23 protein-coding genes are annotated in these 25,788 nt (G+C 63.3%); 11 read left to right on the top strand and 12 right to left on the bottom strand.

The features are described 5' to 3' along the window. Window positions 1–25: 25 nt before the first annotated feature. The gene (locus ACMFWR_RS26495) at window positions 26–604 is read left to right on the top strand and encodes a DUF3592 domain-containing protein (protein WP_413195352.1); all 579 of its coding nucleotides are present in this window, start codon (window positions 26–28) and stop codon (window positions 602–604) included. A gap of 246 nt (window positions 605–850) precedes the next feature. Beyond that, window positions 851–1,534 carry a response regulator transcription factor gene (locus ACMFWR_RS26490; protein WP_413195351.1) on the top strand — a complete coding sequence of 228 codons (684 nt, stop codon included), beginning with the start codon at window positions 851–853 and terminating at the stop codon, window positions 1,532–1,534. Window positions 1,535–1,759: 225 nt separating this feature from the next. On the opposite strand, the gene ACMFWR_RS26485 is transcribed toward ACMFWR_RS26490, so the two are convergent. After that, entirely contained in the window at window positions 1,760–2,227 is a 468-nt protein-coding gene (locus ACMFWR_RS26485) for a RidA family protein (protein ID WP_413195350.1), read from the bottom strand. 407 nt (window positions 2,228–2,634) lie between these two features. Between ACMFWR_RS26485 and ACMFWR_RS26480 the strand changes: the two genes are divergently transcribed. The 4 genes from ACMFWR_RS26480 (at window position 2,635) to ACMFWR_RS26465 (ending at window position 6,621) form a co-directional block, all read left to right on the top strand. Further along, entirely contained in the window at window positions 2,635–3,804 is a 1,170-nt protein-coding gene (locus ACMFWR_RS26480) for a YbfB/YjiJ family MFS transporter (protein ID WP_413195349.1), read from the top strand. A gap of 212 nt (window positions 3,805–4,016) precedes the next feature. After that, on the top strand, window positions 4,017–4,928 hold the full coding sequence (locus ACMFWR_RS26475) for a LysR substrate-binding domain-containing protein (protein WP_413195348.1): 912 nt from the start codon (window positions 4,017–4,019) through the stop codon (window positions 4,926–4,928). 88 nt (window positions 4,929–5,016) lie between these two features. Further along, complete coding sequence (locus ACMFWR_RS26470; protein WP_413195347.1) at window positions 5,017–5,481, top strand: hypothetical protein; 465 nt, start codon at window positions 5,017–5,019, stop codon at window positions 5,479–5,481. Window positions 5,482–5,538: 57 nt separating this feature from the next. Then, the gene (locus tag ACMFWR_RS26465; protein WP_413195346.1) at window positions 5,539–6,621 is read left to right on the top strand and encodes a LysR family transcriptional regulator; all 1,083 of its coding nucleotides are present in this window, start codon (window positions 5,539–5,541) and stop codon (window positions 6,619–6,621) included. 26 nt (window positions 6,622–6,647) lie between these two features. Here ACMFWR_RS26465 and ACMFWR_RS26460 read toward each other — a convergent pair whose 3' ends face one another. The 3 genes from ACMFWR_RS26460 to ACMFWR_RS26450 form a co-directional block, all read right to left on the bottom strand. Beyond that, on the bottom strand, window positions 6,648–7,202 hold the full coding sequence (locus tag ACMFWR_RS26460; protein WP_413195345.1) for a DUF4863 family protein: 555 nt from the start codon (window positions 7,200–7,202) through the stop codon (window positions 6,648–6,650). Window positions 7,203–7,421: 219 nt separating this feature from the next. After that, on the bottom strand, window positions 7,422–8,072 hold the full coding sequence (locus ACMFWR_RS26455; protein ID WP_413195344.1) for a glutamine cyclotransferase: 651 nt from the start codon (window positions 8,070–8,072) through the stop codon (window positions 7,422–7,424). A gap of 9 nt (window positions 8,073–8,081) precedes the next feature. Continuing rightward, on the bottom strand, window positions 8,082–9,302 hold the full coding sequence (locus ACMFWR_RS26450; RefSeq protein ID WP_413195343.1) for a helix-turn-helix domain-containing protein: 1,221 nt from the start codon (window positions 9,300–9,302) through the stop codon (window positions 8,082–8,084). A 310-nt stretch (window positions 9,303–9,612) separates the two neighbouring features. Between ACMFWR_RS26450 and ACMFWR_RS26445 the strand changes: the two genes are divergently transcribed. Further along, window positions 9,613–10,389 (top strand): DUF899 domain-containing protein, encoded by a 777-nt coding sequence (locus ACMFWR_RS26445; protein ID WP_413195342.1) that lies wholly within the window; start codon window positions 9,613–9,615, stop codon window positions 10,387–10,389. A gap of 2 nt (window positions 10,390–10,391) precedes the next feature. Next, a complete protein-coding gene (locus ACMFWR_RS26440; RefSeq protein ID WP_413195341.1) occupies window positions 10,392–11,252 on the top strand; it encodes a DUF2182 domain-containing protein in 861 nt (286 codons plus the stop codon). 121 nt (window positions 11,253–11,373) lie between these two features. Here the strand turns inward: ACMFWR_RS26440 and ACMFWR_RS26435 are convergent, their stop codons facing one another. From ACMFWR_RS26435 to ACMFWR_RS26425, 3 genes are all read right to left on the bottom strand, one after another. Beyond that, entirely contained in the window at window positions 11,374–12,627 is a 1,254-nt protein-coding gene (locus tag ACMFWR_RS26435) for an MFS transporter (protein ID WP_413195340.1), read from the bottom strand. Window positions 12,628–12,778: 151 nt separating this feature from the next. Next, entirely contained in the window at window positions 12,779–13,480 is a 702-nt protein-coding gene (locus tag ACMFWR_RS26430; protein ID WP_413197355.1) for a DUF2278 family protein, read from the bottom strand. A gap of 228 nt (window positions 13,481–13,708) precedes the next feature. Further along, complete coding sequence (locus tag ACMFWR_RS26425) at window positions 13,709–14,620, bottom strand: LysR family transcriptional regulator (RefSeq protein WP_413195339.1); 912 nt, start codon at window positions 14,618–14,620, stop codon at window positions 13,709–13,711. A 114-nt stretch (window positions 14,621–14,734) separates the two neighbouring features. Here ACMFWR_RS26425 and ACMFWR_RS26420 point away from each other — a divergent pair, with 114 nt between their 5' ends. Further along, window positions 14,735–15,613, top strand: coding sequence for an aldo/keto reductase family oxidoreductase (locus tag ACMFWR_RS26420; RefSeq protein ID WP_413195338.1), 879 nt, complete (start codon window positions 14,735–14,737; stop codon window positions 15,611–15,613). 211 nt (window positions 15,614–15,824) lie between these two features. Here the strand turns inward: ACMFWR_RS26420 and ACMFWR_RS26415 are convergent, their stop codons facing one another. From ACMFWR_RS26415 to ACMFWR_RS26395, 5 genes are all read right to left on the bottom strand, one after another. Continuing rightward, window positions 15,825–16,124, bottom strand: coding sequence for a helix-turn-helix domain-containing protein (locus ACMFWR_RS26415; protein ID WP_413195337.1), 300 nt, complete (start codon window positions 16,122–16,124; stop codon window positions 15,825–15,827). A 173-nt stretch (window positions 16,125–16,297) separates the two neighbouring features. Further along, window positions 16,298–18,613: a diguanylate cyclase domain-containing protein gene (locus ACMFWR_RS26410; RefSeq protein WP_413195336.1), complete on the bottom strand. Its 2,316-nt coding sequence runs from the start codon at window positions 18,611–18,613 to the stop codon at window positions 16,298–16,300. A gap of 297 nt (window positions 18,614–18,910) precedes the next feature. Then, entirely contained in the window at window positions 18,911–20,008 is a 1,098-nt protein-coding gene (locus ACMFWR_RS26405; RefSeq protein WP_413195335.1) for a lysylphosphatidylglycerol synthase domain-containing protein, read from the bottom strand. 154 nt (window positions 20,009–20,162) lie between these two features. Beyond that, the gene (hpnI, locus tag ACMFWR_RS26400; RefSeq protein WP_413197354.1) at window positions 20,163–21,338 is read right to left on the bottom strand and encodes a bacteriohopanetetrol glucosamine biosynthesis glycosyltransferase HpnI; all 1,176 of its coding nucleotides are present in this window, start codon (window positions 21,336–21,338) and stop codon (window positions 20,163–20,165) included. A 664-nt stretch (window positions 21,339–22,002) separates the two neighbouring features. Next, complete coding sequence (locus ACMFWR_RS26395; protein WP_413195334.1) at window positions 22,003–22,911, bottom strand: DUF817 domain-containing protein; 909 nt, start codon at window positions 22,909–22,911, stop codon at window positions 22,003–22,005. A gap of 272 nt (window positions 22,912–23,183) precedes the next feature. Here ACMFWR_RS26395 and ACMFWR_RS26390 point away from each other — a divergent pair, with 272 nt between their 5' ends. Continuing rightward, window positions 23,184–23,846, top strand: a complete 663-nt coding sequence (locus ACMFWR_RS26390) for a response regulator (protein WP_413195333.1) — start codon at window positions 23,184–23,186, stop codon at window positions 23,844–23,846. An 8-nt stretch (window positions 23,847–23,854) separates the two neighbouring features. Further along, window positions 23,855–25,777, top strand: a complete 1,923-nt coding sequence (locus ACMFWR_RS26385; RefSeq protein ID WP_413195332.1) for a sensor histidine kinase — start codon at window positions 23,855–23,857, stop codon at window positions 25,775–25,777. The last annotated feature ends 11 nt before the right edge of the window (window positions 25,778–25,788 follow it).

Below are 25,788 nucleotides of genomic sequence, written 5' to 3'. Positions count from 1 at the left end.
CCGAACCCTGCGCATCGAGGATGACATGACACCGTCGCCGTCCCGTGAACCCGTCAAACATCCCGCGAGCGACTTTGCGTGGTTCTGGCAGGGCGCGACGGCGGCGCTCCTCGCGCTCTGCGCAGTGATCGGGCTCTACGAGTTCCTCTTCAGGCCGGCAACGGTGTTCTTCGAAAAGCAGGCATGGCATCGCGTCACGGCGCGCGTCGATGCATCGCCGCAAACGTCGTATTGCGGCGTCGACGCATCGGTGCGCGCGTGCTGGACCTACACCTACGTTGTCGCAGGCAGACACTACCGCGGCTCCGGTAAGGACTGGGCACCGCCTTACTGGTCGAAGTGGGATCGCAGCGACGAGCCGTTGACTTCCGTTGGCACGATGCCGCTCGGACAGCACTTTTCCGCCTACTACGACCCGGAACAGCCGGGCCAGTCGGTGCCACGGCGTCAGCATCTGCGCGTGCTCGTACTCAAGACGGCGATGCCGCTACTCATACTGGCGGTTCTTCTGCTGCCGACGTTTGCGCTCTATCGTGATGCATTCAGGCATCCCCACGACAGGCATCCGCGTGACGCGGATCCGGATGAGTCGCTGCGCGGCTGATTGCCGGTAGTCATTTCCACACGGTGTTGTTTACACACGGCGCATCACGTACCGCACCTCACACACCGCACGTCGGAGGCCCGCATCAGACGCCCTGCGACGCACGCTACACATCACGCAGACACCGCGTCGAAGTTAAAGAATTATTCAGTGTCATTTGCCGGGACATTCGGTGATCATGGCGTCACCGGCGACACGAGACCGTTGAACGATGGCCGGCTTCAGCGCCATGTACAACGACGACAAATGCGCATCCTGCTGCTCTCCGCGTTTCATCCCGATGCGCGTTATCTGAAGAAAGCCCTGCTCGAAGCCTCGCATAGTGTCGAAGAGCTTCACGACGCGCGCGACGGCGTGTTTGCGGCCAACGACGAATCGTTCGATGTGATCGTCCTGATGACCGGCGTGCCGACCTCCATGCGCAGCGTCAGCGACGCGATCTCACAACTCAGGGCGGTTGCGCACGATGTCGTGCTGATCGTCGTGTCCGATCCGCTCAAGGCAGACGAACGCACGGCGATGCTCAAGCTCGGTGCGGATGCGGGCTTCGAACGGCCGGTGTCGTTTCTGGAATTCAACGAGCGCATGAAGCGGCTGCTGCGCGTGCGCTCGCCGAGGCTCGTTACACGACTGGGTCCGCTCGACGCCGAGACGCTGACCTACGCCGAGCGCGCGACGCGATGCAAGCTCACGCGTCACGAATTCCTAATGATGGAGTGCCTGTTGCGTGCGGGCCAGGCGACAGTCGATCGCGATCGACTCGTGCGTTACGTCTGGCCGGGCAAGGACGATGTAAATCCCGCGAATCTCAATCTGCTCGCGTCGCGGTTACGCATGAAACTGCAAACCGCGGGAATGACGGTCAAACTCGTGTCCGTACCGGGAGTCGGGTATGGGTTGCTCACAGAGGGCGTGAGTCCACCAGCGTGAACCCGCGCAATCGATCGGGCCTGAATATGACCGATCGGACATCGAACCGTTGCGTGTGTGGTTTGCCATCCGTCGTCGCTGAAGAGGCCTGCCGATGTGTTGCTGTGGCGGAGTGCGCGACGAGCCCGATCGGCTCGCCGTCATCTCCTTCAAGCGTGGCTCGCCAGGCAGACTCCGAACCGGCGCTCAGGCAACACCCGCCCGGCGAACTCGCGGGCCTGCTGGTTACGCGGCGGGCGCGATTTCCGCGGTGACAGCCAGCACGACCGCCGAATTGGCCGGCAATTGCGTGTGCGAAAACGCGGAACGCACGTGTCCGGCTTTCTCGCCAAGCACATCGGCGTACAGGTTCGATGCACCGTCGATGACCTTGGGCTGATCGAAGAAGCCATCGGCGCTTGCCACATGACCTTCGACACGCACGATGCGCACGAGCCGATCGAAGTCACCGAGATAGCGATGAATCTGGGCGAGTGCATTGAGCGCTGTCAGTTCAGCCGCCTGCTGCCCTTGTTCGAGCGTCAGGTCGACGCCGACGCGACCCTGAAAGACCACCTTGCCGTCGCGAATCGGCACTTGCGCCGAGATATAGAGCATCCCTTGCGATTCGACGACGGCCTTGTAGGCGCCGAGCGGTTGGGGGGCGGTGGGCAGCGCGAGGCCGCGTGCGGCGAGTTTCTGTTCAACGGACATGTTGTTCTCCTGGGACTTGGGACACTGCTCCGCATCGACATCCTTGCGCCACGGGCGTCATAGGTATTGAGAGCGTCACGCAGTGGAGGTGTTGAGGACTTCGGCGCCAATGTAGTGGGATCGATACACGCGACCAAGCCCTCGCCGGGCACTTCTGCGATGACGCGATGTAACGAACCGCCGCGTTATTGACCCCATGTAACAAGTGATATGCGCCGCGCAACATTTATTCACGCGCGCGCGATGCCTACATTTCGAGCCCAAGATTGCACGCGACGCGACCCGCGCGCAGACCGGCCGCTGGTCAGGCGCCATAGTGCGGCGCACATCGGACCCTGCATCGGGTGCGAGATCGCGCAACGCAGCACGCAATCCATCACGCAATACACTGGACGAAGAGGTGGCGCATGTCGGGTACGACACTGGACGCAACATTGTCAGGCGGCACGACGCGCAGGTTGATCGACGCGGTGGCCGGAGCGATCGTGCTGGCGGTCGGCATGGGTTTCGGCCGCTTTGCGTTCACGGGCATGTACGCGTTGATGATCCACGACGGTGTGTTCGACGTGGCCGGCGGCTCGCTCGCAGCGTCGGCGAACTACGCAGGGTATCTGGCTGGCGCATTGATCGCGGGCAAGATGCGTGACGAACGGGCTGTCAGTGCCGCGCGTCTGGCGATGGCCGCCACCGTGATCGGTCTGGCGCTGCTCGCCGTACCCATGCCGCCGGTCATGATGGCGGTAATCCGCTTTACTGCCGGCATGCTTAGCGCGGTGACCATGGTGTCGGCATCGATCTGGCTGTTCCACGTGATCGACTACCACGAAGGTTCTCCCGTGTTGTTCGCGGGCGTGGGCACGGGCATTTTCCTGTCGGCCGAGCTGATTGCGGCGGGTCAGGCGCTGGGTCTGCATAGCGCGGGTGTCTGGACCGTGCTTGCGGTAGCTGCGGCCGTCCTCGCGTGGCTTGCCTGGCGGACCTTGTCGGATGGTCCGGAGCCCGGGACGAAGTCGCACGCACATCACGCTGCCGCAGCATCGGGCGTCGGCAAGCCGTTTTCGCGTCCTGTCCTGATTGCCGCCTATGGGCTCGCGGGCTTCGGCTATATCGTGACGGCGACGTATCTGCCCTTGCTCGTGCGTCATTCGCTCGGCACGATCAATCCGGTGCACGTCTGGGCTGCGTTCGGGCTCGGTGCCGTGCCTTCGTGTTTCGTCTGGCACAAGGTATATCGCAGGCTCGGCGATCGCACTGCCATGCTCGTCAACCTTGTCGTGCAAGCGGCAGGCGTCGTGCTTCCCGTGATCGTCGCCTCGCCTGTCGCGTATTTCGCCAGTGCCGCGCTGGTCGGAGGCACCTTCATGGGCACGATCACCATCGCCATGCCGTCGGCGCGTCGCATCGCGCACGGCGCGCGCTTCAACCTGATTGCCGTGATGACGGCAGCGTTTGGCGTCGGACAGATTGCGGGCCCGCTCGTCTCGACCGCGCTGTTTGCGCATACGCATACGTTTGATGCGTCGCTGTCCGTCGCAGCGGCGGCGCTCGCTGCCGCTGCGGTTCTTTGTCTTGTGTAACGCGACCCGCGCTCAGGAAACGCGCGAGACACGCGACACCCTGCGTCGCCAAGCGCACACAGAGCCGTTCCGGCATACTTTCCTGACCCCGCCGGGCTCCGGTCTCCCCGTGTGGATGGCACGCTTCGACGAACCAACATCGCCGACCTGCAACCGCCTGAGCCCCGCGCGACGCGATGCGCGGCTCCTGGCGCCCTCATGACGACTCCACCATGCAACGACAGTTCGACGATTTGCTATTGGGCAGCATAGAGCTGTTCTGTCTCGCAGCCGAGCTCGGAGGGTTCACCGCGGCCGCGACAGCGGCGGGCGTGACCCCCGCCGCAGTCAGCCGTTCGATTGCACGACTCGAAGAGCGCCTGGGTGTGCGTCTTTTCGTGCGCACGACGCGGCAGATCAGGCTGACGGATCCGGGCCGCCGTTACTTCGACCAGTGCCGTCAGGCACTGAGTCAGCTTGTCGAGGCCGAGCGCGAGGCGACCGGCGAGCAATCGTCGCCGTCGGGCTTGCTGCGTATCAGCATGCCCACGCCGTTCGGTCACTACCGCGTGCTGCCGCTCGTCGCCGAATATCGCGAGCGCTACCCACAGGTTCAGGTCGAGACGCATCTGAGCAACCGCAACGTCGATTTCGCGGACGAAGGGTTCGACCTCGCAATACGCGGGCGCGCGCCGAGCGACTCGACGCTGATCGCACGCAAGCTCGAAGACGCGGAGATCGTCACCGTCGCGACGCCCGGTTATCTGAAGCGAGCCGGCACGCCCAAGCACCCCGACGATCTGGCTACGCATCAGTGCATTCAGTTCGAGCTCGCGAGCAACGGGCGCAATCTGGTGTGGGAGTTTCAGGACGGCGATCAAAGGCTCGAGGTCGTGACGCAGGGCGGTGTGCGTCTGTCGGGCGATTTTCTGGGCGGTTCGACACTCGCTCGCAACGGCGCGGGTCTGTTTCAGATCTACCGCTTCGTGGTCGAACAGGATCTCAGGGAGGGGCGGCTCGTCGAAGTGCTCAAGGATTTCGGCGGTGTCACGCGGCCCTTTATCCTGCTCTACCCGCATAGCCGGCACATGTCGTCGCGCGTCAGAAGCTTTGTCGACTTCCTCGTCGAGAAACTGCGCAAGTAGGCGAATTCAAAGTCCGGTTGCCGGCCGTCGCTTGCCGCCTCCGGACATTCCCCTTGAAGTTGCCCCAGTCGGTGACGATACTCAAATCATGATGGCTGTGGATCCGATCGCTGCAGTGCACGATGGGATCGCACACGCTCAGGAGGAGGTCATCATGGACTTTCATCGGTTTTCATTTCTCCGCTCGCCGGTATGGGGCCGTCGCGGTTTGAGCGCTGCCTGCGCGTCCGCGACGATGCTGGCGATGATCGCCACGCCAGACGCCAGCGCGCGGACCATTACCGTCATGTCGAGCACCTACGGGCAGAATTGCGGCGCCGCGCAAGGTAACGCGACGGCCGATCTTGCGCTGCGGTGCAACGGTCGCGACACCTGTGAGTACAAGGTCGACGGTCTTGCCAACCGGGCGAGTGCATCGAGCTGCCATGCCGATCTCGTCGCTCAGTGGCGCTGCACCGATACCGAGATGCATACGGCCGCGCTGAGCGCCGTCACACGACCCGACGATACACTCGTGCTGAGCTGTGTCTGGCAGACCGGACCCGGTCATTAGCGGGCGTCGCTACAATGCCCGCCATCCAACGAGAATGCACAGGCCGAGGCGGCGGGCATGAATTTAGGGCGTATCGATCTGAACCTCTTGCGCGTGTTCGATGCCGTGTTCGAGGATCGGAACCTTGTGCAGGCCGGAAAGCGCCTGAGCCTGAGTCAATCGGCGATCAGCCACGCGCTCGGGCGTCTTCGCGACGCACTCGGTGACGATTTGTTCGTGCGCACGGCGCGAGGCATGGAGCCGACGGCACGCGCGCTTGCGATGGCCGAGCCCGTGCGCGATGCGCTCCGGCAGATCCGGATGGCGCTTGGCGATGAGCCGTTCGAACCTGCACAGGCACGACGTGACTTCGTGATCGCTGCGAATGACTATGTGACGATGCTGGTGCTGAGTCGCCTGAGCGCGCGGCTCAGTCACGACGCTCCGTTCGTTGATCTGGTGATCCGGCCGGTGACACGCCTTGATCTCGCGGGCCAGATCGACCTCGGCCGCATCGATCTGGCGATCGGCGTGTTTGACGAGATACCGCAGAGATTCCGGTCAATGACGCTGTACGACCAGACGGATGCCATCGTCATGCGCCGCGATCATCCCGCCGCCGGGCGTGCGGTCACGCTCGAGGATCTGGCGACCTATCCGCTGGTCGCGGTGTCGCTTGGTGGCACGGAGGAAGGCGCGGTCGATGGGTTTATTGTCGAGCGCGGGCTGGCCCGGCAATCCGAAATGTTCAATCGGGAAGCGCTCGACGCTGCGATGTCGACCATGACGGCGTCTTCGCTATCGTCAATGGAATCGGCATCGGCATCGGCATCGGCATCGGCCTCGGCATCGGCATCGGCCTCGGCATCGATATCGACATCGACATCGACATCGCCACGAAGCTCAGCCCGGATCCGCATGGCTATTGCCCACTCGCTCGCGATCCCCGCGCTGCTGAGCGACAGCGATATGTTCGCGATCGTTCCGTCGCCGCTCGCGCGTGCTTTCGAACGGCAAGGCGAACTGTACTCGGCGCCGACACCTTATGTTGCACCGTCATCGTCTATCACGGCCGTCTGGCACACGCGCAACGAGCACGACGCGGCGCTTCAATGGCTGCGCGCGCAACTGATCGACGTCGCCGCCGACATCCCGCGTTAGTGCGCGCTCGTGCGCGGACGCGCGGTTCAATGCGCGTCCGGCGCCTTGACGTTGTAGGCGATGCGTCCGGCCGGCAGGAAGAAGAGCGCAATCACTGCGCCGCCTTTGGCCTCGGGATAGTGATGACTGCCCGGCGCCGGCGCGGTCCAGCCGCCGTACGACCAGCCATTCGGGCCGGCGAGCGCGGCACCTTCGTCAACGGGCACGACCATATTGAACTCGCCGTAGGGATGGGCGTGGTAGTCGCCGCGGAAGCTGCCTTCGGGGTTGTGCTGGCTATTGCCTGTGCTGTCCATATAGACGGCGGTGATGCTGAAGCCGAAGGTTCTGTCCGACGGATCGGCCAGCCGTGCGCGCCGATATCGTGGACCCGCCACTTCGACGTTGGCAGCCCAGCCTTCCTCAACGCCCTTTTTGATCAGCGTGGCAAGGGTTGTGTAGAGCTCGCTGCCGGGGCCATAGGTTGTGTTGAGCCAGTGTTCGGCCAGCGCACCCGTGGTCATGTCCTTGATTTCTTCAAGAAACGGCAGGCAGCGAGCGATCAATGCTTCTTTGTTCGGGGTGGTTTCGAGTTGCGACATGGCGTCTTCTCCGATGAGCCAGGAATGCAGGCTGGCATTCGCCATGAAGCGGTGCACGCAGGAGCGTGCTGCCCGATGCGCTGGAGACCGGTTCGTCAAGGCGGCTGCCGTTGGGCCTACGATGCCATTCGGCCCGGGAAGACAGAAGCGATCGTTGTTCAAGATGAGAATGCACGACGTGCATCGGGTGCCGCGCAGGCACCCGGTTTCTGCATCGTGCTATTGGGCTGCGCTCTTGCCGCGCGAGGGCTTGCGCACGGCGCGCACTTTGCCGCTCGTGCCACCACCGCAGAAGAACTGATCCTTGCCGTCGGATTCGAGCCCCGATACGCCGACGCCTTCGGGCATGTCGAGGCTCTCGATGACCTTGCCGGTTTGGGGATCGATATGAAGCAGCGCACTCTGGTCACCCTCCCAGGTGCCATGCCAGAGTTCGCCTTCGACCCACGTCACGCCGGTGACGAAGCGGTTCGATTCGATCGTGCGCAATATCGTGCCGGTCTGCGGATCGACCTGATGGATCTTGCGCGCGCGGTACTGACCGACCCAGAGCGCACCTTCGGCCCACGCAAGGCCTGAACCACCGCCTTCGGGCGTGGGGATTTCCGCGAGGACCTTTCCGGTGTGCGGGTCGATCTTCAGGATCCGTTCGTCGGCGATCTGGAACAGATGCTGTCCGTCGAACGCGGTACCGGCATGGGAGGGCGCTTCGATCGAGCGGCCCGTATCGCCGCTCTCCGGATCGAGCGTTTTGATCGCGTCGCCGACGGCGAACCAGACGCGCTCGCCGTCGTAGGTGACGCCGTTGACCCTTTCGACATCCGCGAACGGGCCGTACTCGCGGACGATGGTGGCTGGAGTGGATTTCATGGCTTGATCCTAGTCGCCCGGCAACGAGGCGGGGAGTAACAAGGTTGTCGCGAATCCGGGCACCGGCGGCGTCATCCAGCGGCGCGCGCGGCCGCGTCCGACGGCCTGCACCTTGTCGGTCTCGGCGAGCGCATCGAGCGCGCGCTGCACGGTGCGCTGGCTTGCGCCGAGCGCCATGGCCAGTGCCGAGCTCGACCACGACTCGCCATCGGCGAGACACGCGAGCACTGCAGCGTGCGCCTCTTCGACAGGTCGGGCAAGCACGACGACCTCGCTCGCGCGTTGCGGCACCAGCGCGAATCCGCGCGGTGTCGCACGGATCTCGGCAAACGGACGAAGCAATTGCCTCAGCCTGCCCATTTCGACGCGCAGGCGCGCGCGGTGCGATTCGTCGGCAAGCTTGAGGCGAAATGCGCGCGCAACCAGCGCGTCTCGCGCGACATCGTCGGGCCATGCCTCGGCGAGCGCGCGTATCAGCGTGAAGAGCACGGGGCGCTTGGCGAGCGACACGACTGTCCCGGCATCACGAACGACATAGCGGCAGGCATCGGCAATCAAGGCCTTTGAGCCCAGCAGCGTCTCGACTTCATCGAGCCGCAGCGGTCGCTGCTCACCACCTGCGATAAGCCGGGCTGCAGGCGTATCGAGCACGCGCATGGCGCTCTCGACCTCGGCGCTGAGGCCCGGGATGCGCGCGAGCGACGCGGCGCGCGCGGCTTCGTCGAGCGCGGTGCGCGCCGCCCGGGTGCGCAGGCGGCGCATAGCGATACCCGCGACCACAAGCTCGTGCGCGGCGCGCAACGCGGGCGGCAGTGGCGTCGCATCCGCCCCTTCAAGCAGACGTTCGGCTTCATCGAGCCGGCCCATGAGCAGAAGCCGACGTACCTCGAGGTAGCGTGCGTGGGCAGCGTTCAGACGGTCGCCATGTGCTTCGAGCGTGATACGCGCCGCATCGAGCGCCTTGGCGGGCCAGCCAAGATCGCGCGATACGAACGCGATTTCCGCTTCCGCGACGACACAGCGCGCTTTGGCGACCGGTTCTCGCGGACCGAAAGCCCGAGCCGCGCTGCGGATCAGCGCCCGGGCGCGGTCAAGGTCGCCGAGCTGGGCCATCGCGATGCCGCGCAACGCCAGCGCCGGCGCGTCGTTGCGCAGCGCGACGCGGTTGAGCGCGCCGAGCGGGTCCCCGGCCGCGAGTGCGCGAGCCGCGGCGGTGATCAGCGAATCCATCTGAGCTTCGTCACGCGCGTTCGCTCCGGAAGATTGCCTGGGAAGTTGTTGAGCCCTGGAAAAAAGGGGCGGGTTGCCTGATGCAAGCCAATCTAACACGGCGGCGTAGACCGGAAGCCGGGCGCGTACGACATGACGGCCTGGACCCAATACGCCGTGATGACTCGGTCCGGCATGACATCGGACCGAATCCCGCCAGATTTGTCACTCCCGCTGACCTCACGAGCCGCACTACGCTGCAGCCATGATCAACCGTCGTGTCGTTTCGGCAACGTCGAGCGTCGACCGACAAACTCAGGAGGGCAGTCAAATGGCAACGCATATGACAGGGACACGTGAAGCATGGCTCGCGCAGCGGCTCGATTTGCTCGAAGCCGAAAAGGAATTGACGCGCCGCAGCGACGAGATCGCACGGCAACGCCAATCACTACCGTGGGTGCGTGTCGACAAGGCGTACCGATTCGAAACCGAACAAGGCAGCGCGACGCTTGCGGACCTGTTCGCGGGCCGTTCGCAACTGGTCGTGTATCACTTCATGTTCGGACCGGATTACCGGGCAGGGTGCCCGTCGTGCTCGTCGATCGCCGACGGATTCGATGGGTTCGTCGTCCACCTCGCAAATCACGATGTCACGCTGACCGCGGTGTCGCGCGCGCCGCTCGCGAAGCTGCAAGTCTACAAAGAGCGCATGGGGTGGTCGTTCCCGTGGGCCTCCTCGGTCGGCAGCGACTTCAACTTCGACTTCAACGTTTCCTTCACGCAAGAGCAGCAGCACGAGGGCACTGTCGAATACAACTACCAGCGCGGCCGGCACGCGATGGACATGGAACCCGCACCGGCTCCGGTCGTCGAGTTCGCAACGAGTTGCGGCACCGATGCGCCGACGTACGCGCGGGACCGGCCGGGCATGAGCACCTTCGTGCTCGAAGACGGCGTCGTCTATCACACGTACTCGACGTATGCGCGTGGGCTCGACGGCATCTGGGGCATGTATCAGTGGCTCGATCGCGCGCCCAAGGGTCGTAACGAAACCGGTGTCTGGTGGCGCCGGCACGACGAATACGAGAACGAGACTCAGCGAGCCTGATCATGGACATCGTTCAAACGCTCAGCCCTTCCGGCACGCCTGATTCGACGGAAGCACGTCGCCACATCGATGCGGAGCGCGCGTCGCGTCGCGTGTTCTTCGGTATCTCAGCGGTGGTCTTCGCAGCCAGCATGGCTGTGACGATCGTCGGCTGTACGTCGATGTCGTCGATGGGCGGCATGCCGATGCCGGGCGGATGGACGATGTCGATGACGTGGATGCGCATGCCGGGTCAGAGTTGGGCAGGTGCAGCGGCATCGTTTGTCGGCATGTGGGTCGTGATGATGAAGGCGATGATGCTGCCGTCGTTCACGCCGATCCTGTGGCGCTATCGACAGGCGGTGATGGTGGACGCGGTGGCTTGCGGACGCGAACGGCGCGTGGGCGGTTTGCTCATGATCGTCGGCACCGGGTACTTCTTTATCTGGCTGCTGTACGGCATTGGCATCTTTGTTTTGGGTGTGATGGTGGCAGCGCTTGAAATGCGGATGCCGATGTTGGCCCGGTCCGTTCCGCTGCTGTCAGCGGCAGTCGTGGTGGTGGCGGGCCTGCTTCAATTCACGCCATGGAAGGCCCGCCATCTTGCGTGCTGCCGTCACGCACCCGGTAGCGGTCGCTCCATCCGTGCCGACGCGGCTACGGCGTGGAAGCATGGCGTGCGCCTGGCCATGCATTGCAGCGCATGCACGGCAGGGTTGACGGCGGTGTTGCTTGTGATGGGCGTGATGGACCTGCGTGCGATGACGGTCGTGTCGTTCGCCATGACGGTCGAGCGGCTCGCACCGAACGGACGACGCGTCGCCCGGATGGTCGGTGTGGTGCTGCTGGGCGTGGGGTTATCGATGGGCGTTCATGCGCGATGAACCTCCGATCGATCAGCGTGATATCGATCGGTGTGATGTTGGCGTGATGTCGAACGGCACGATCTCGCGCGCGGGTCGATCCCGGTAAGCTCGGCTTTGCCCTTACCGGGATTGGCTTATCTCAAAGGACCTCGGCGGCTGTGCCGCGGTTGCGGCGAAGTACCCTGGCTGCGCGCGCACGCGTCGTCGTCCGGGCGAGCATGACCAGCCCCGCCAGCGCGATGATCGCGCCGAGTCGGAACACGTCAGGTGAGCCAATGTGGTCGACGACGAGGCCGCCGACCGACGATCCGACTGCGATCGCCACCTGCACGATGCAGATAAACAGCGCCGATCCGGCCTCCGCGTTGTCCGGCGTCGTGCGCTGCATCCAGACGCTGCAGCACAGGGGAATCCCGCCGAATGCGATGCCCCAGAGCATCAGGGTTGCGGCCACGCCGGCTTGCATATGCGCCATCAGGGGCAGCGCGACCTGTGCGCAGAGCAGCATGACGCCGACGACCATGATCGACCGCGTGAGATTGCGTTCGACCGCCTTCGAAAAACCCAGGTTCGACAGGAACCCGACGATGCCGAAGCCAAGCAGCAGCCACGTGACGTTCGACATGGCGAAGCCCGCATGTCCGAGCAGGAACGGCGTGATGTAGGTGTACGCGCAGAAGTGAGCACCAAAGAGCAGTGCGACGACGAGCAGAGCGAGTCGCACCTTCGTGTCGCGCAGCGGGCGCACCAGGTCCTGCCAGCGCATCGCGGTGTGCGAAGGCAAGGAAGGCACGAGCCAGAACTGGGCAAGCAGCGCGAGCGCGACGAGCACGCCAGTCACCGCAAACGCTGCGCGCCACGATGCGATACCTGCGATATAGGTGCCGATCGGCACGCCGATGACGGTCGCGCACGTGACGCCGGTGAGAATCAGGGCCATGGCCTTTGCGACGTCCTTGGGCTGCACAAGCCGCGTGGCGGCCGCTGTCGCCAGCGTCCAGAATCCGCCGAGCGCGGCGCCGAGCAATGCACGACCAAGCAGCATGACCGTCAAATTGGGCGCGAGGGCGCCAATGATGTTCGAGATAAGCAAGCAAGCTGTCAGCAGCAACACGACGTGGCGGCGATTCATGCGTCCGGCGGCGAGCACCATGCCTGGCGCCGCGAACGCAGCGATGATGCCGGGGATCGTGACCATCAGGCCGGCCGCGCCCGCCGTGACGTGGAAATCGGCCGCGATATGCGGCAGCAGGCCGACGGGGAGGAATTCCGTCGTGACGAACGCGAATGCGCTGACGGCGACAGCGAGCACGGACAGCCATTCGCGCGTCGAAGTCGGCTGGCCGGCGCCCGATGGCGTGGAGTCGACGGAAGCGGTGTTGTCGAGTTGCATGATTTGTCTGGTGAGTTCGAACAACAGACCTGTCGCTGGGTGCGCGGCGTTGCCTGACGTCCTGAGTGTGCCGCCCCGGCCGTACCGGGGTCTCAGGCATGGACTTTACGCAGGTTGAATGAGCGGAAAATGAGGAACCCGTCTGCCGTCTTCAGGCAGCCGCCGTCTCGGGCGTATTCGAATCGTCGACCGGTTCGGCGTCGGGCTCCGGGTTGCCGAGATCATCGGTCGGGACCCGCTGCTGTTCGAACACGGCGAAATAGGCCGTCCACTGGGCCTTGCCGCTGTCGACGAGCAAACCGCCGTCCTGCCAGATGTCGTTGTGATCGGTCGAATCGTTGCCCTTCACGTGCTTGAAGTGCGTACCCATCGAACCCTGATTCATATGCGTATCGTGGATACCCGAGCCGCCCGTTGTGTAGGTTCGGCCAAACACATACAGATCCTGACCGTCGCTCATTGCCTGATTCACCAGTCGCATGACTGAAGGGATCGGCTCCGGATTCTGCGTTCCATCCATGACGTCGCTATCGCGCCACCGGCCGGTGCTGGCAAGCACGTCGCTGCGCAGAAAATCGAGCGCCGGCAGCGCGTCCGTGTCGGTCAGATCCGTAAAGCCCTCACGCGCATTAAGCAGCGTGTCGGTCAGCGGATGGGCGAAATCGTAGACCAGCTTGTACTTGAGCAAGTCGTCCGAATCATTTGTGCCCACATTGATCGCGACATCCCAATCGCCGCCTTGAACCGAGAGCGTCAGGTGGATGTGATACTGGGTTTCGCTGCGGCTTCTCGATGCCTTGAGTCCGGCCACGCTTTTAATCTTGGCTTTGACGAATCCATAAGTCAGCGACACATCGTGCTCCTTATCAGTCATTGAAAGGTTCGCCGGGCAGGCGTCGCATCGCCGCATCCGTTGCGGCCGGGCGTCCGATGCGCTCGTTGGCCGTGAATCGAAGCCCCATCGGGCGCATCGATTTCCTTCCGGCAAGCAAACGAGACCGTGCTCAGACCGTTTTAAAGACCGCGTATGACAACCGTGCGACGCATATGACGATGGCGGGCCCGTGCGAACGGCATTTCATTAGATCGCATCGCGCCATGTCGTATCGGACTTCATGAAGTCGATAAACGCCCGCAGCGGTGCAGGTACGTGACGGTGGCCGGGGTAGTAGAGAAAGGGCCCCGAAAAGTTTTGCCACCAGGGCTCGAGGATCGGTTCGAGCCAGCCCGTGTCGATATAGGGACGCAGCATGTCTTCAAACAGATGCACGACACCGCCTCCCGCAATCGCGGTTGTCACCGCGAGATCGACACCTGCGCCAGGCCGTACCATCAGCCTGGATGGCGGATCGACGCGGATCACTTTGCCGTCGCGTTCGAAATCCCACGTCGGTGTCGCGCCGCTCGAGAACTGACCTCGCAAGCACTGGTGCGACAGGAGTTCGCCCGGATGGCCGGGTCGACCGTGTGCGTCGAGATAAGCGGGCGCCGCTGCAGTCGCGAAGCGTTGAATGCGCGGCCCCACGGGCACGGCGATCATGTCTTGCGCGAGGCGTTCCTCGTAGCGAATGCCCGCATCGCAGCCTGCGGCCAGCATATCGACAAACCCGTCTTCAACGACGACTTCGACGCGGATATCCGGGTAGGTGTCGAGAAACCGCGCCATCACGGGGGCAAGGACGATGCGAGACGCACTCGATGGCACATTGAGCCGCAGGGTACCGGTTGGCTTCTCACGGAATCCGTTCAATACGTCGAGCGCGGCCTCCATTTCGGTGAACAGCGGCGAGAGCTTGTCGAGGAGCCGCTGCCCTGCCTCAGTCGGCGCGACGCTGCGCGTGCTTCGATTGAGCAGGCGCATTTCAAGCTTTGTTTCAAGTCGTCGCACGGCAATGCTGAGGCTCGACGGCGAGACGCCGCTGACGCGCGCTGCGTCACGAAAGCCGCCCGCGCGGGCGACCGAGACGAAGGCGGCCAGATCGTTCATTTCCATGATGATGGTCCTTTTGACTGTTCACAATTTTAAACAGCTCGTGCAGACTCAGCCGTATTTTCTAACAGCGAACGTAGCGCGATACTGAACTCATCACCCATCAAGGAGAGTCAGATGTCGAATGTCATTCCTGAGCGCACGTTCAAGCTTGCCGGACGCGTGGTTAACCGTGTCGGCTATGGCGCCATGCAGCTTGCCGGGCCCGGCGTGTTCGGTCCGCCCAAGGACCACGCGACGGCCATCGCGGTGTTGCGCGAAGCGGTCGAGTCGGGCGTCAACCATATCGATACGAGCGATTTCTATGGCCCCCACGTGACGAATCAACTGATTCGCGAAGCGTTGCATCCGTACGCGGACGATCTCGTGCTCGTCACGAAACTGGGCGCCGTTCGCGGAGCAGACAAGTCGTGGATTCCGGCGCAGGAGCCGGACGAACTTCGTCGCGGCGTGCACGACAATCTTCGCAATCTCGGTCTCGACGTACTCGACGTCGTGAATATGCGGATCATGGGCGACATCCATGCGCCGTTGGAAGGCTCAATTGAAAAGCAGGTGACCGCGCTCGCTGAGTTGCAACGTGAAGGCCTGATTCGTCATGTCGGCCTGAGCAACGTGACACCGACACAGGTGGCCGAGGCACGAAAGATCGTCGATATCGTGTGCGTGCAGAACCACTACAACCTCGTGCATCGCGCGGACGACGCGTTTGTCGACGAACTCGACGCACTCGGGATTGCCTACGTGCCGTTCTTCCCGCTCGGCGGCTTTACACCGCTGCAGTCGACGACGCTGTCCGACGTGGCCGCATCGCTCGGCGTGACGCCCATGCAGGTAGCACTCGCGTGGCTGCTGTACCGCTCGCCGAACCTGCTGTTGATTCCGGGCACGTCCTCGCTTGGGCATTTGCGCGAAAACATGAAGGTCGCGGAGCTTACGTTGCCGGAGGAAGTATTGCGCACGCTCGACGGCCTGAATCAGGAGGCTGCGGCTTAGCCGGGCGGCACGCCGCGTCGGCCTTGATGCATAGGGATATCTTGCCGCGGCGGTAGCAACGGAGCCGCCTCGCCGCTTCAAATAAAGAGGGCAGTGTCAAAACAGTCGGGCAGGGTGATCATCCCCGGGGCTTGCGCCCCTTCTTCGCCTTGTTCGACTAGCTCCAGGCTTCAGCCAGTTGTTCGACGCGCAGATACGTGGAGGTCGTTGTTCATCGATCCTTGCTTCTCGAGATGGGCTTGAGGTTGTGAAGCTCGATCTCAAGCGCGTTTTCATCCGCTGCAGGATCCGCCACCTTGGGAAGAAATTGAAGTCGACCGATCAGCCAAAGCGCCATCGCATAGATCGAGATCGAGACCGTCGGATCTCCATGTTCCATCTTGCGCAGCGTAGGGACGGAGACCTGCATGCGTTCTGCGAACGCGGCCATAGTCTCCCCCCTGCGCTTTCTCGCAACGCGCAGGTTTTCTCCCAGATTGAGCAATGCGCGCTCGACAGGTGCCGGGAGCATGTCGGCTGCGTTGGAGCGTCGTGGCATGCAAACAATAGTTATCTTTTTCGCCAAAAAAGTAAACTATTATTTGCATTTTGATGGGGCTCAACTTTGCTTCGCCTGCCGGTCTCAGTGGCCCTTTCCCGTTTTATCGGGGTCGCCCGATGCCCGCGCCGTTCGACCGCGCTGTGTCAAGCCGCCTCGGGCCACGGCAATTCGGCGGAGGTCCAGTCCATCTCCGCTGCCATCAACACATGCGCGCCGTCGACGAAGACGGCGATGGAGATCACGATCGTCGGACGGCAATTGATCGGCGAAAGCTGAGGACCGGAAACCACCGCGTCGCCGGGGCGCATCATGGCCTTCCAGAAGAAGGTCCGGTGATCCCATCGGCCTTCGTCGGCGTTGGCGAGCGGTAGCCTCGCCCTCGGCGAGTCGACGCCGGCTTGACCGAGCACTTCGAACAACGTGGGTTTTCCGGCGGCCCCGAGCACGAAACAGCGTGTGCAAAGCGGGTCCTGCGACAACTCGGACAATGCGACGCTGTAGGCCACACCCGCCTGCACGCCGCGGGCTGCCTCGTTCATCGCCTGCACGTACGGCTCGATCTTCGACTCGAAACGCCCGAGCCGCAGCGAACGGGCTTCGGCCACGACGTCGAACGCATGATCGATGCGCTTGCTGAAGGCATCGGGGAGCAATCGTGTCGGTTCAGGACGGCCGAGCAGATAGCCCTGCGCAAAATCGACCTTGGCCTCGACGGCGAGAATCAGTTCTTCGGTCGTTTCGATACCTTCGACAATCACGAGCATGTCGGCCCGGTGCAGCAATGCGACGAGGTCTCGCAGCAAAGGCCGTCCGGAGCTGCGGTTGCGAGCGCGGATCAACTCGCCGTCAAGTTTGACGAAGTCGGGCTGGATCCGCAGCAGTCGATCGAGATTCGAATAGCCGGCGCCGAAGTCATCGACGGCGATCAGAAAGCCGTGATCGCGGTAACGTCCCGCTGCGAGCGACAGCTCGTCAGGTGCGATATCGTCCGACTCGAGCAGCTCGAGCACGACGTCGGAGGGCTCGAGGCCCGCTTGCCGCACGCGCTGCACCAGTTCGACTTCGTATCCTTCGCGAAGGAACGTCGAAGGGACGACGTTGAGGAACAGCCATTCATCGTCATCGAGATGGCCGCCTGCGTTACGCAGGTGGCATTCATGGCTTCGTACGTCGAACTCAACGAGCTCTGCCGGGGATCGACGCGCAAACAGTGTGGCGGGCAGGAGCATCGCTCCGTGAGCATCCTTGCCGCGCAGCAGCGCTTCGACACCGATCTGCTTCTGATGCGACAAGCTCCACAGCGGCTGAAAGTGCGACAACAGCGTGATGTCGCGCCATTGAACCGGCGCCTCGAGCGCGTCGTTGTCGATACGCGAAGGGTTGGCCGAAGCGATCGCATCGCGCTCCGTCTCACGCACACCCGCAACGGCCATGGCGCGCTCGAAACCGATCTGATTGCGTCCCGCATGCTTGGCTCGCAGCAGTGCTTCGTCCGCGCGATCCAGGAGCGAAACAATCGTGTCGCCGTCACGCAGCAAGGCGACACCGATGCTGGCGGTCACGTGTCCGTCGGGGCGCCGGATGTCGGTGATGGCGGTACGAATCCGCTCGGCCAGTTCGCCGGCCCGCCAGCCTTGGGCGCGTGAAGCAAGCACAACGAATTCTTCACCGCCGAGGCGGCCGACGAGCGTGTCGTTGCCGGCAAGCCGGGTCAGCGTTCGCGCGACACCACGCAACACATCGTCGCCCGCGCCATGGCCGAATTGGTCGTTGAGCGACTTGAAATGATCGATATCCACGAAGATCGCGGCGACCACGGCGTCCTTGGCCACGGTAGCTAACGTTTGCTCTGCCGCTTCGAAGAACGAACGGCGATTGCGCACGCTGGTCAGCGCATCGATCGACGCGAGGTCGACGAGTTTTTCTTCGAGCAGGAAGTGCTTGAGGCGGAACCGGTAGAAGCCGAAATGGAAAACGGCGGCTGTCGACAATGCGATCAGGATCCACACCGCGAAGATGCCGCGATCGTGTGAGTCGGTCGGCAGGCTCAGCGCAAAGGGGGCGACAGCGGCGTAATACAGCACGGTACCGGTGAAGAAATGTTTAGGCGTCAGCCAGAGAGGGGCGGCACACACCGTGATGGCGACGACGGCGGGCGTCATCCAGACGAGCGGATTGGCCGTGCCCTTGACGAGTTCATTGGCCGTCAATTGCAGGATCACGCTATACGCAACGCCGATAAAACCGAAGGCGGTCGTGGTGCTCACGCGCGGGATCGCGGCGACCAGCACGGCCATCGCCAGCGCAGCGCCGAGACTCAGCATCAGCGGAAACGGGGCCTCGACGAGGAAGGCCCGCGCTGCGGCAAACATCAGGTATGCGCCGATGGAAAACGCCATCGTCACGCCTGACAACGGCCTCTGATGGTCGAGCGAGCGAAGATGAAAGCGCTTTCTCATCTCGCTATCGATGGTTGGCGAAAACAGATGAAGCGGCATGGCTGCAGACGCTGAGTAGGGGATGAAATCCCGTTAAATCGGATAACGGCCAGAAATCGTAAATATTCAGTCGAATCATTCACGATCGGTCGCAAGGCCGCGCCTGTCCGCAGCATCGAGGTGCGAACAGGGGGCGCCGTCGCAGGGCGCTTGCTGATCGGCCACGTCAGGGCCGGGAGCAAAAGACGGGGTATTGTAGACAGTGAATATGTATTTCACATACGCACAGATTTTCGCAACGTTACGCGAGGGTGGGCGTCAGTCGCGAGCGCCGCGGTCGGTCGATGGGCGCTGCGTGCGCGAAACGGTAACTGTTGCCGCTTCTGTGGCATGGGCAGCCGACGGTTCGCTGCGAGCCTCGCCGTGCTGCCACGCGAGCAGGCCGGGAATGTAGATCAGCAGATCGCGCACGCGCCGGGCGCCGGCAAGCGCCAGGCATAGCGGCGGGTCGAGGCCCAGAGCAGCGCCGATCAGCACGAAGCCACCCTCCTGCACCCCCAGGGCTCCAGGCACGAAGAACGCCGCGCTGCTGACAGCCTGAATCAGCGACTCGAACACGACGGCCTGCACGACCGTCATCGACCCGCCGAGGAAATGCATCGCAACATACAGCTCCATCCCTGTGGCAACGGTCTGCACGGGCTGCCAGATGAATAGATAGCGCAGCACCGTTCCCCTGCGCTGCCAGATCGAGCCGATCGCCTGATCCACGCCTGCCGAATGTCCGATCAACGCGGTCAGATGGCCGCCCGCCACACGATTGAGCAGACGTGCCATGCGCTCGAACGGACTCGCGTGGTGCAACAGGGAAAACAGAAGCAGCAGCGGCGCGAACACCACCACACCCCAGGCCAGATTGGCGGCAAGCCGGAAGGCACCGACCTCGGAGTGCGACAGCAGATAGCCGATGCTCGCGATCGTGCACAACATCTGGCTGATCAGCGTGAGCTGAATATCGGCGACCAGCGATCCGGCCGCTGTCGCTCCACTCAGCCCGTAGCGCCGCAGGACGCGGAACGACACGACTTCGCCGCCGACACGCGCCACCGGCAACATGCAATTGATCGACTCGCGGATCCAGACGACCTTGAGCATCTGCGCGAGGCTGGGCCTGGGTGGATCGACGATCAGCGTGCGCCAGTCCCATGCGTTCGCGAGCATGGCGCTGATGTGCACCAACGCCGCGAGCACGAGCCCGGGCCCGGCCACGCGCAACATGTCGAACACCATTCGCGGGTTTTCGCGCCAGACCAGCCATAACGCGGCGATCAGTCCGAGCAGGGCGGCGAGGCGCCCAAGCCACTTGGCCGTGCCCTTCGCACGCGTGAATTCGGGTTGGGGAGAATCGGATTCCATGCGCCGCCCCGACCCGTTACGCGGGCGAGACTTTAAAAGAGGTGAGTGAGATCGGCCGAGGCCTTGCGTATCGTCGAACTCTATGGACGGACGAGCGGGTTGGCAAGTCTCACTCTCCCAACTGTCACGCTCGCAACTGTCACTCTCGCAACCGTTACTCTCGTACCGTCATGAGTCCGCTTGCGTCGACCTTGAACCGGTGTCCGCGCCACTCGACGCGCGACGACGTGAAACTGGCAATAAACACGCCAAACAGCAACAGATCGCACAGCGGCAGGATCCAGAGGCCGTGTTTCGTGCGGCCGAGCGCGCGATCCGCCTGAACGCCGGTAAACAAGCGCACGACCACAGTGGCGGCCAGCAGCATCAGCGCCCAGCTTGCACCACCGGAGATCAGGGCCGTGATCAAGGCCAGTGCGAGCGGGTGCGTGAGCACCGAACCCAGATGCCCCGCCGGGGTGATGCGGCGAATCGTGCGGCTCGTGCGGAGCTTGTGGCTCAGGAAGGCACGCAATGTGGGCTCGACACACGCATGCGAGACAGTGAATGACGGAATCGTGACGCATTCGCTGATATCTCGGACGGCTTCGCCGATCGCGTGGTCTTCAGCGAGGTGAGAGGCAAAGCGGTCGAGACCGCCGATCGCGTCGAGCGTCTGGCGCCGCATGCCGATGATCGGCCCGAAGCAGGGGCGCGCGATTTTCATGGCGAGCCCGACGACGACGCTTGGCGCGAAGTGGTAATTGCTCGCGGCAGCCGACATCCGGGGCCAGAGGCCCGGATCGGCTTCGCCTCGATAGAGGCAACTGACGAGCCCGACGCCCGGGTCCTGCAGCGCGGCAACGAGGTTGCTCAAATAGTCGGGCGCGACTCCGACATCGCTGTCGGCAAACACCAGCACGTCGTGCTTCGCGTGCTCGAACATATTCATCAGGTTGCTGATCTTGCGGTTCGGCCCGTGCAGACGTGCATCGGTGACGATCGTCATGTCGACGTCGGGGTAAGCGAGGCGAAGCGCTTGCACTGTGTCGAGAGCCGGGTCCTGGGCGTCGTGTACGCCGAAGACGAATTGGACCGGTGCGGGGTAGGCCTGATGAAAGAAACTCGTCAGGTTGTCCTGCAGCGCGTGCTCGTGTCCGTGAAGCGGACGCAGCACAGTGATGGGCGGGCAGTCGAACGGGGAACCCGTCTTACGGCGAAAGAAAGGAACGATCAGGATGCCGGATGCCAACGTGTACAAACAGCCCAGCGTCGTCAGCACGGCAAGGCAAGCGGTGAGGGCGATATGGATGTCGCGGCTAGCGACCGGCATTTCGCGCGTCAAGGCCATCGCAGCGACAGCCAGGGCGCCGACCAGCGCGGCGCGCATGAGCCAGTAACCCGGCGCGCGTTCGTACCAGGGCGCGCGTGTCTCGCTTTCAGGCGTGATTGACGGATCCATCAGTGAGGCGCCGCGGTCGAGGGGTGCGAGAGACCGCTCGCGTTGCAGCCAGTGGTCACTGCTGCAGAGGGGCTGAAGCATGTGTCTCCATGACCGCTCGGTCTGCGCCGCGTCGGGATCATTCTCAATTCACGCATCCTTTGCCTTTGCGGCGGATGGAAACACACTAGGCCACGCTGTACGACGCGAGGCAGCGGCGGCAACAATTGGTCAGGAAAAGGTGATGCGAGCCCGCATGTTTTGCACGCGTCTGGCCTGCCGCACGACCGCGCACACTGCTGCGCACCGACATGCGGCGGGTCCGGCGATTCTATGACCGCCTTCCTGAAGAAAACCTTAAGGAGGTTGTCGAACGCGCGAGTTATCCCGCCGGGCAGCCTTGCGGCGAACCTGAGCGCTGCATTCTGTACAGCGAAGATGATCGGCGTATGACGGCGCGGATCAGGGTGGACCCTGATGGAACCTGAGAGTCCCTGTAAGTCCCTGTACGTCCTTGAGAGCCTATGAGGGCTTGGGCGAAAGAAACAGCATGTGGCGTGCCGTCGCGAAACTGCTAACGCATCGCGGTGAGAAGCCCGTGACCGGGCTCGGGCGCGCGCGGGCGATTGATCAGCGTCACCATCACATAACTCATGATCGTCAGCATGAACCAGGAGCCGAGCTTGCCGACGGACACCATGGCCCACCCTTGCATCTGGCTCGGGTAGAGCCACGCGTGGCTGAACGTGCCGATATTTTCGGCGAGCCAGATAAACGTCGCGATCAGCACGAAGCCGAGTAGCAAGGGCATCCGGTGGTAGTGCCGGCCAATCAGAAAGAAGACGGTGCAACGCCGAAACGCGATGGCGACGCCCACGATCAGCAGATATCGCACGTCGGGCAGATAGTGGTGCAGAAAGAAGTTTGCGTAGATGGCGACGGACAAGATGACGGTCACCTGCAACGATGGGTGATGCGAGAACCGCAAGTCAAAACTGCGGCACGCGCGCGCGATATAGCTGCCGACGGATGCGTACATGAATCCGGTAAACAGGGGCACGCCGCCGATATGCAGATACGAGGACTCAGGATAGATCCACGACCCGACGGCGGTCTTGAACAGTTCCATTCCCGTGCCGGCCACGTGGAACATCAGAATGATCGCAACCTCGTCCCATTGTTCGAGCCGCAGCGCGATGAGCGCAATCTGAATCACGACGGCGGCGATCGTCAACGCGTCGTAGCGCGGCAGTCCCGCATCGGCCGGATACCAGAAATGGGTGCCGACCAGCAGCGCGACCATCAATCCGCCGAACAGGCACACCCATGCCTGCTTGATGCCGAATGCCAGAAACGCGCGCGCGGCGTATCCGAAACGACTTTGCGGCGCGTCTGTCGCAAGCAGGCGTTCGACCACCCTTTCGACCCATGCGCCACCTGCGCCACGTGCGCCGGTCGGCCTTGATTGCACTTGAACTTGCATCGCTGTTTTCGAAAATGAAGCGTTCACTGTATCCGTGGCGCTTGCAGATCCCGCTACGGAAGCGTTTGATCAGCCGCGCCTCGAGGTTCCGGCATGCTGGCCTTCGTTGCAGCCGTGAATATAAGTCAACGTCGATCAACCGACGCGCAGGAAACTACGCTTTTGCGACGACGGAAGATGCGAGTCGATCCGCGGCTACCCCCTTCAGGGGATGCGCGGCACGCTGCGCGCGGCTAGACTGCTCGATTTCCAGAACGGCCGGACGACGCCAATTGAATCCCCCGCACACCTTGAGGGTCTTGCTGGTCGAAGACGATGAACGCCTGCGAGAGGAGTTCGAGCGCATGGTCGACGCCCAGCCGGAATTGCATCTTGTCGGCAGCGTGGGCACCGTCGCCGATGCGCGGCGAGCACTTTTGACGGCGCGGCCCGACGTGGCGATCATCGATCTCGGATTGCCCGACGGCGATGGCGCCGAGCTGATCGGGTTGCTACGGCAGACGGCGCCTTCGGTGTCGGTGCTCGTGAGCACGATCTTCGGTGACGAGGCGCACGTGATCCACGCGATTCAGGCCGGCGCACGTGGCTATTTGCTCAAGGACACCTCGGCCGACGAGTTCCTGCGTTCCATCCGCATGGTTCACGAGGGTGATGCGCCTCTGTCGCCGCAGATCGCGAGACACCTGCTTGCGCGTTTTGCACCGCCCGAACGATCCCGCGTCACGAGCGCGGCGGATACGGATGCGCTGACTGCGCGTGAGATCGACATTCTCAAGCGTATCTCGCAGGGGTTTTCGGTGGCCGAAACCGCGCGATTGATCAACATCTCGCCGCATACCGTGACGAGCCATATCAAGAACATCTACGGCAAGCTTGCCGTGCACAATCGCGTCGAGGCCGTCAACGTCGCGCGCACCAAGGGATTGATCCGTTGAGGTGCCCGTTGCTTCGCAAGCCCGCGTGGTCGAACACCTCTGTGTTCGTCTGGGCGATGGCTTGCCTCATGGTGCTGTGCTGCACGGCGTCGTCATTGTCATCGGCGTCATCGGCGTCGGAGGCGTCGTTGGGGTCGTCGGGGTCGTCAGCGGCCGGGCCAGGTCTCGCATCTGCGCAGGTGCGCGAGCCTGCTTCGGCGCAGCCCGCGGCGGATGGCGCGTCGGTGGTGCGGCTGGGTCGGGCCGAGTTCGTCGCCAGCGCTGTGCCTGCCCCGCCGGAACAAGGCTGGACCACGGTCTCACTGCCCGACAGCTGGAGGCAGAGCCGTCCGGCCACGAGCGGCTACGGGTGGTACCGGCTGCGGGTGGCGTTCGTCGACCGGCCGACCAGGCCGCTTGCGCTTTATGTCCGCCATGTCTCGCTGGCCGCCGAATTCTGGCTCAATGGTTCGTTGCTGAATCCGGGCGTGCGATTCGACGCGCCCGATGGCCGAATGGGATCCGACATGGGCGACGAGCCCATTCTGCTGACCTTGCCGGCCGGGCTGTTCCACGCGGGCAACAACGAATTCGATGTCCGTCTGCAAGGGGATGCGCGCATTCGTTCAGGGCTGTCCGATCTGTTTCTCGGGCCGCCGGAAGCGTTCGATAACGACTGGCAGATGCGCCATATCGCGCAAGTCGTGGTGCCGTATATCGTGCTTGTCGTGATGGGCGGTGCCGGCTGTTTTGTGATCGCACACCTGTGGCGCCGGCGCGAGCCGCACATCATCCAGCTGGGGGCGGTCATCGCGACGCTGGCCGTCGCGTCGTATCTGTCCGTGAGCATGCCGCTGTCGCGCGTCGATCAGATCGTGCTCCGGGTCATCGTGACGACACTCGAGTTCTGGCCGCTGTGCATCGTCGGCTATCGGATGTCAGGCGTGCGAATCCGCGGTTTCGCGTGGGCGCAGCACGGCTTGCCCGTCCTGACCATCGCCATCGCGCTTGGCGCATGGGTCACGGGGCATGCGTCCGACAAACTCTGGTTCATCGTCTGGCCCCTCATGGTGCTGCGCATGACGGTGGCGGGGCTGTTGCTGCGACGCGCGTGGCTCGACCGATCGGTCAAGCTTGGCTTGCTCGCGCTGACGGCAGGACTGTGGCTCGTGACTACCGCACAGTCGCTTGCACTTCCGACGGACTGGTTCGCCTGGGACACCATTCGTCTGAGCACGGTCGGTGTCGTGCCGTTTTGCATTGTCCTGCTGTTCCTCTTTGCCGAGCGCTTCATTCTCGATCACGAGGAGGCGATCGAACAGCAACGCGCCGCGGTGGCTGCGGAACGCGGTCGCATCCTGCAGGACATGCACGACGGCATGGGTGCGCATCTGATTACGGCGTTGCGCCTCGCACGCCGCGAGGACGTCGATCGCGTGGATCTGGCCCGGTCTATCGAAGAATCACTCCAGGATCTGCGGCTGATCATCGATTCGCTGGATCTCAGCGACCGCGACCTGTTGCCGTTGCTCGGCAACCTGCGGTTTCGACTCGAGCCGCGTCTCAATGCTTTGGGCATCCGGCTCGTATGGGACGTGGAGTTGCCGCTGCCCGAGCTCGACTATCTGTCGCCGGAATCCGCGTTGTCGATCCTGCGCGTCGTGCAGGAGGCCATCAACAACGCTATCCAGCACGGGCGCCCGGATACGCTGCGCATTGCGGTGCGCGCCGAAGCGGATCGCGTGCTCGTCGAGGTATCGGACGATGGCATCGGGTTCGAACCCCGTCCTGGAAGCGGCTCCCGCGGTTCCCGCGGATTGAGCGGCATGCACATGCGCGCCGAAAAGCTCGGTGCCGAACTCGTCATCGCCAGCGACAGCGATGGCACGCGAGTGGGCCTTCGCTTACCCGTCGTCGCGACCCAAGCCGTTGCACCTCAGCGAATCCCATGAACGCGGGATGT

Origin of the sequence: Pararobbsia alpina (assembly GCF_965118125.1) — a bacterium.
Classification (GTDB): Bacteria; Pseudomonadota; Gammaproteobacteria; order Burkholderiales; family Burkholderiaceae; genus Pararobbsia; species Pararobbsia alpina_A.
The sequence above is the reverse complement of the archived record's forward strand: the minus strand, read 5'-3'. Positions and strand labels throughout refer to the sequence as shown.